The sequence below is a fragment of the Amycolatopsis sp. SID8362 genome, assembly GCF_010550475.1.
In the GTDB taxonomy this organism is placed as follows: Bacteria; Actinomycetota; Actinomycetes; order Mycobacteriales; family Pseudonocardiaceae; genus Amycolatopsis; species Amycolatopsis eburnea.
Genome location: NZ_JAAGNB010000353.1, coordinates 1 through 4,207 on the forward strand (window position 1 = coordinate 1; position 4,207 = coordinate 4,207).

Sequence of the window (4,207 nt, forward strand, 5' to 3'; positions counted from 1 at the left end):
CCGCCCTGCTCCCGCTCGCCGGGGCGCTGGGCGCGGCCCTCCTGCTGGGCGCCGACGTGCTGCTCCGCGCGATCGCCGGCCCGCAGCGCGCGCTGGAGGTCCCGACGGGCGTCGTGACGACGATCCTCGGCGCCCTTTTCCTCGTGGTGTTGGCGCGCACCGCCCGGATCACGTCGGCGACCGCCGAACCACCCGCGGCCGGCTCGCGAAGCGGGGTCAGCACGGTCCGGTACGGCGTCATCCTGGGCGTGCTGGCGCTCGTGACGGTCGCCGTCGGCGCGGTCCTGCTCGGCGACGCGAAACTGCTGCTGGGCGACGTCGTCAACTGGGTGGCGGGCCAGGCGGGCCCGATCGTCACCGGCGTGCTGGACACCCGTGTCCCCCGCGTCGTGGCCGCACTGCTGGCGGGCGCGGCACTGGCGCTCGGCGGGGCGCTCACCCAGGCGGTCGCCCGCAACCCGCTGGCCGAACCGGGCATGATCGGCGTCGTCGGCGGGGCCGGTCTCGGCGCGGTCGCCGTGATCACGCTGGTCTCCGGGGTCGGGTTCTGGACCCTGACCGGGTTCGCGGGCCTGGGCGCGGCGCTGGCGATGGGTGTGGTCTTCGCCGTGGCGGCGAAAGGCGGTTTCAGCAGCGAACGCCTGGTGCTGATCGGTTTCGGCGTGTACGCGGCGTCGCAGGCATTGGTGACGTTGCTGATCACCCTGTCCGACCCGTGGAACGAGACCAAGGCACTCACCTGGCTGGGCGGCTCGACGTACGGCCGGACGTTCACCCACCTGGTGCCGATGGCGCTGGCGCTGCTGCTGGTGGCGCCGGTGCTCTTCCGCATGCGCCGCGAACTCGACCTGCTGGCGCTGGACGAGGAGACGCCCCGGGTGCTGGGCGTGCCGATCGCACCATCGCGCCTGCTGCTGCTTTCGTGCGCCGTCCTGCTGACCGGCGCGGCGGTCGCGGGAATCGGCGTGCTGACGTTCGTCGGCCTGGTCGCGCCGCACGCGGCCCGCGCGATCGTCGGCAGCAGGCACGCCCGCCTGCTCCCGGCCGCGGCGCTGCTGGGCGCGACCCTGGTCTGCGCGGCGGACACGATCGGCCGCACGGCCATCGCCCCCGCCCAGCTCCCGGCCGGCCTGATGACGGCGATCATCGGCGCACCGTACTTCGTGTGGCTGTTGTACCGGCACCGCCGAGGCGCGAACGGCTAGGGCCGGTATCGAAGTCGGGTGCGGGCGCCCGGCTCCCTGCCCTGCCGCAGTGGTCGTGAGTGTTCAGGGCGGTTAGAACCGCCCTGAACACTCACGACCAGCCGACCACGCACCTGACCGGCGGTCACCGGCACCACGGTGGACCACGCGGCGGGCGCCGTGCTAGAAATAGAACGTGTTTCACTTCTGATCACCGGTGCCGGGAGGTGCGTGGATGAGCGTCCCGACGGTGACCGAACTGCTGCTGGCCCGCGCCGGGGACGACCGGACGGGCCTGCGGTTCGAGGACGAGACCTGGTCATGGGCCGAGCACGTCCGGGCGTCGGCGTGCCGCGCCGGTGACCTCCGGGCCGCACTGGACCGGAACAAGCCACCGCACGTCGGCATCCTGGCCGACAACGTGCCCGCGTTCTCGATCCTCCTGGGCGCCTGCGCGTTCGCCGGGGCGGTGCTGGTCGGCCTCAACCCGACCCGGCGCGGCGAAGCCCTCGCCCGGGACGTCCGGCTCGCCGACTGCCAGTTCGTCCTCGCCGAGCCGAAGTACCAACCGCTGCTCGACGGGCTCGACCTCGGCGGGATCCCGGTGCTGGACCTGGATTCCTGGCCGTCCGCGGACTCCCCCATCGAACCCGTTGCCGCGTCGCCGGACGACCTGCTCATGCTGATCTTCACCTCCGGCACCAGCGGCGACCCGAAGGCCGTGCGCTGCACGCACGGCAAGATCGCGTTCCCCGGCGCGATGCTCGCCGAGCGGTTCCGGCTGTCCACATCGGACACCGTGTACGTCACCATGCCGCTGTTCCACTCCAACGCGATCATGGCGGGCTGGGCGGTCGGGCTCGCGTCGGGCGCGACCGTCGCGCTGCGCCGCCGGTTCTCCGCTTCCGGCTTCCTGCCCGACGTGCGGAAGTTCGGCGCGACCTACGCGAACTACGTCGGCAAGCCACTGTCCTATGTGGTCGCCACGCCGCCACGGCCGGACGACGCGGACAACCCGCTGCGCCTGGTCTACGGGAACGAGGGCGCGAGCGCCGACCTGGCCGCGTTCGAGAAACGCTTCGGCTGCAAGGTCGTCGACGCGTTCGGCTCCACCGAAGGCGGGGTGGGGTTCGCCCGCACCGACGGCACCCCGCCCGGTTCACTCGGCAAGCCGGCCGGCGACGTCGCCATCCTGCACCCGCACACCGGCCTGCCGTGCCCGCCCGCCGCGTTCGACGACGCCGGGAACCTGGTCAACGCCGGGGAAGCCGTCGGCGAACTGGTCAACACCACCGGCGCCGGCTGGTTCGCCGGGTACTACCGCGACCCCGCCGCCGACGCGGAACGGCTGCGCGGCGGCGTGTTCCACACCGGCGATCTCGCCTACGCGGACAGCAACGGGTTCTACTACTTCGCGGGCAGGCTCGGCGACTGGCTGCGCGTCGACGGGGAGAACCTCGGCACCGCGCCGATCGAGCGGATCCTCCTGCGCCACCCCGCGATCACCGACACCGCGGTCTACGCGGTCCCCGACCCGGTGACCGGCGACCAGGTGATGGCCGCCATCGTCACCGGCGGCGGCACGCTGGACCCCGCCGAGTTCGGCCGCTTCCTCGCCGATCAGCCCGATCTCGGGCCCAAGCAGGTGCCGAAGTACGTGCGCACGGTCCGGGAGCTGCCGCGGACGTCGACGTTCAAGGTCGTCAAGCGGCAGCTTTCCGCCGAGGGCCTGGACTGCGACGACGTGCTCTGGGTCCGCGCGGGCCAGGACATCGCCTACGCCCGGGCCTGAAGGAACCGCCGCGCGAACCCGGCCAGGCACACCACCGGCGACACGATCGCCGCGACCCGCAGGCAGCGCACCGGCCACCCCGGCCGAGGGACGACGGCGATCCCGCCCGGCGGATCGGGCGCCTGGAACCGGAGCGTCTTGGTCATGTGGCGCCACCGGAAGATCTCCAGCCACACGATGCGCCAGCTAACCACCCAGACGACCAGTGCGACGCCGCCGATCCACCCGGCCCGATCGGCCCCGCCCCGGCGGGAATTCCGCATCCCGCCAGCCTAATGACCCGTCACACGAGCCGATAGCCTGCGGCAGAGAACTCCGCCGTCAACGCGTAGCGGTCCCCGCGGACCAGCGTGTGCCGCCACTCCACCGGGCGGCCGCGGGCATGGCTGAGGCGGTTGATCGCGAACGCCGCGACGTCGTGCGCGCACGCGAGCTGGGCGCGTTCGGCCGCGGTCGGGATGACCGCGCGGACCTCCTCGCGGCCGTGGTCGAGCCGCACGCCGGTGCGCCGCGCGAGTTCGGCGTACAGGCCGGTGTGCGTGAAATCGGCCGGCAGCAACGGTTTCGCCACATCGGCAGGCAGCCAGACGCGGTCGAGGGCCAGCGGCTCGCCGCCCGCCAGGCGCAGCCGCTCCAGGTAGACCAGCGGTGTCGACGCCTCCAGTTCGAGCCGCTCGGCGACGAGCGCGTCCGCGCGGACGTCGAAGGTGCGTACGACGCTGTGCTGCGACAGCCCGGCCGCCTCCACCGAGGCGAACAGGCTGTAGAGCGCCCCGAGCGGCTGGGCGATCTCCGCGGGCGGCGCCACCCTCGGCTGACGGCCACGCTCGGCGACGATCACGCCGTCCGCGCGCAGCTGGCGCAGCGCCTGCCGCACCGTGCTGCGGCTCACTTCGTACTCCTCGACCAGTGCCAGCTCACCGGGGAACTGATCGGTGAACTCCCCGGCGTCGAGCCTGGTCAGCAGCTCGCGCTGGAGCTGGCGCCAGAGCGGCTCGGAGCCGGAGCGGCTGAGCGTCCGCGGTGGCATGGCTTCCCTCCCGGCTGGTCGCGCCGACCCTACCCGTGGCCAAATGTCCGTACATCATCTAAGTTGAATGTACGTACATTTTGACACGGAGGCACGGGTGACCACGATCCGGAACGCACCGGCCGCGCCGCAGGCGCCGGTCCGACCTCCCCGCGAGGCAGGGGTGGTGCCCGGCCTGCTGGTGGCGGTCGCGGTCGCCGC

Annotated in this window: 4 protein-coding genes; 2 read left to right on the forward strand and 2 right to left on the reverse strand. The window is 72.9% G+C overall.

Annotation, left to right across the window (positions count from 1 at the left end; all coding sequences use genetic code 11):
* The coding region (locus G3I65_RS11700; protein ID WP_160696127.1) for an iron chelate uptake ABC transporter family permease subunit at window positions 1-1,205 on the forward strand (1,205 nt) is incomplete at its 5' end.
* A gap of 214 nt (window positions 1,206-1,419) precedes the next feature.
* Window positions 1,420-2,976, forward strand: coding sequence for a long-chain-fatty-acid--CoA ligase (locus G3I65_RS11705; protein ID WP_160696128.1), 1,557 nt, complete (start codon window positions 1,420-1,422; stop codon window positions 2,974-2,976).
* Here the strand turns inward: G3I65_RS11705 and G3I65_RS11710 are convergent.
* Together G3I65_RS11710 and G3I65_RS11715 are read right to left on the reverse strand one after the other, a co-directional pair.
* Window positions 2,961-3,239: a hypothetical protein gene (locus G3I65_RS11710; protein WP_160696129.1), complete on the reverse strand. Its 279-nt coding sequence runs from the start codon at window positions 3,237-3,239 to the stop codon at window positions 2,961-2,963. The genes G3I65_RS11705 and G3I65_RS11710 overlap by 16 nt on opposite strands.
* A gap of 20 nt (window positions 3,240-3,259) precedes the next feature.
* A complete protein-coding gene (locus tag G3I65_RS11715) occupies window positions 3,260-4,006 on the reverse strand; it encodes a GntR family transcriptional regulator (protein ID WP_160696130.1) in 747 nt (248 codons plus the stop codon).
* Window positions 4,007-4,207: the final 201 nt, after the last annotated feature.

What these genes read in the sequence shown, in the direction of transcription:
- G3I65_RS11705 (WP_160696128.1), top strand. Translation starts at nt 1,420, where the DNA reads ATGAGCGTCCCGACGGTGACCGAACTGCTGCTGGCCCGCGCCGGGGAC.
- G3I65_RS11715 (WP_160696130.1), bottom strand. Translation starts at nt 4,006, where the DNA reads ATGCCACCGCGGACGCTCAGCCGCTCCGGCTCCGAGCCGCTCTGGCGC.
- G3I65_RS11710 (WP_160696129.1), bottom strand. Translation starts at nt 3,239, where the DNA reads ATGCGGAATTCCCGCCGGGGCGGGGCCGATCGGGCCGGGTGGATCGGC.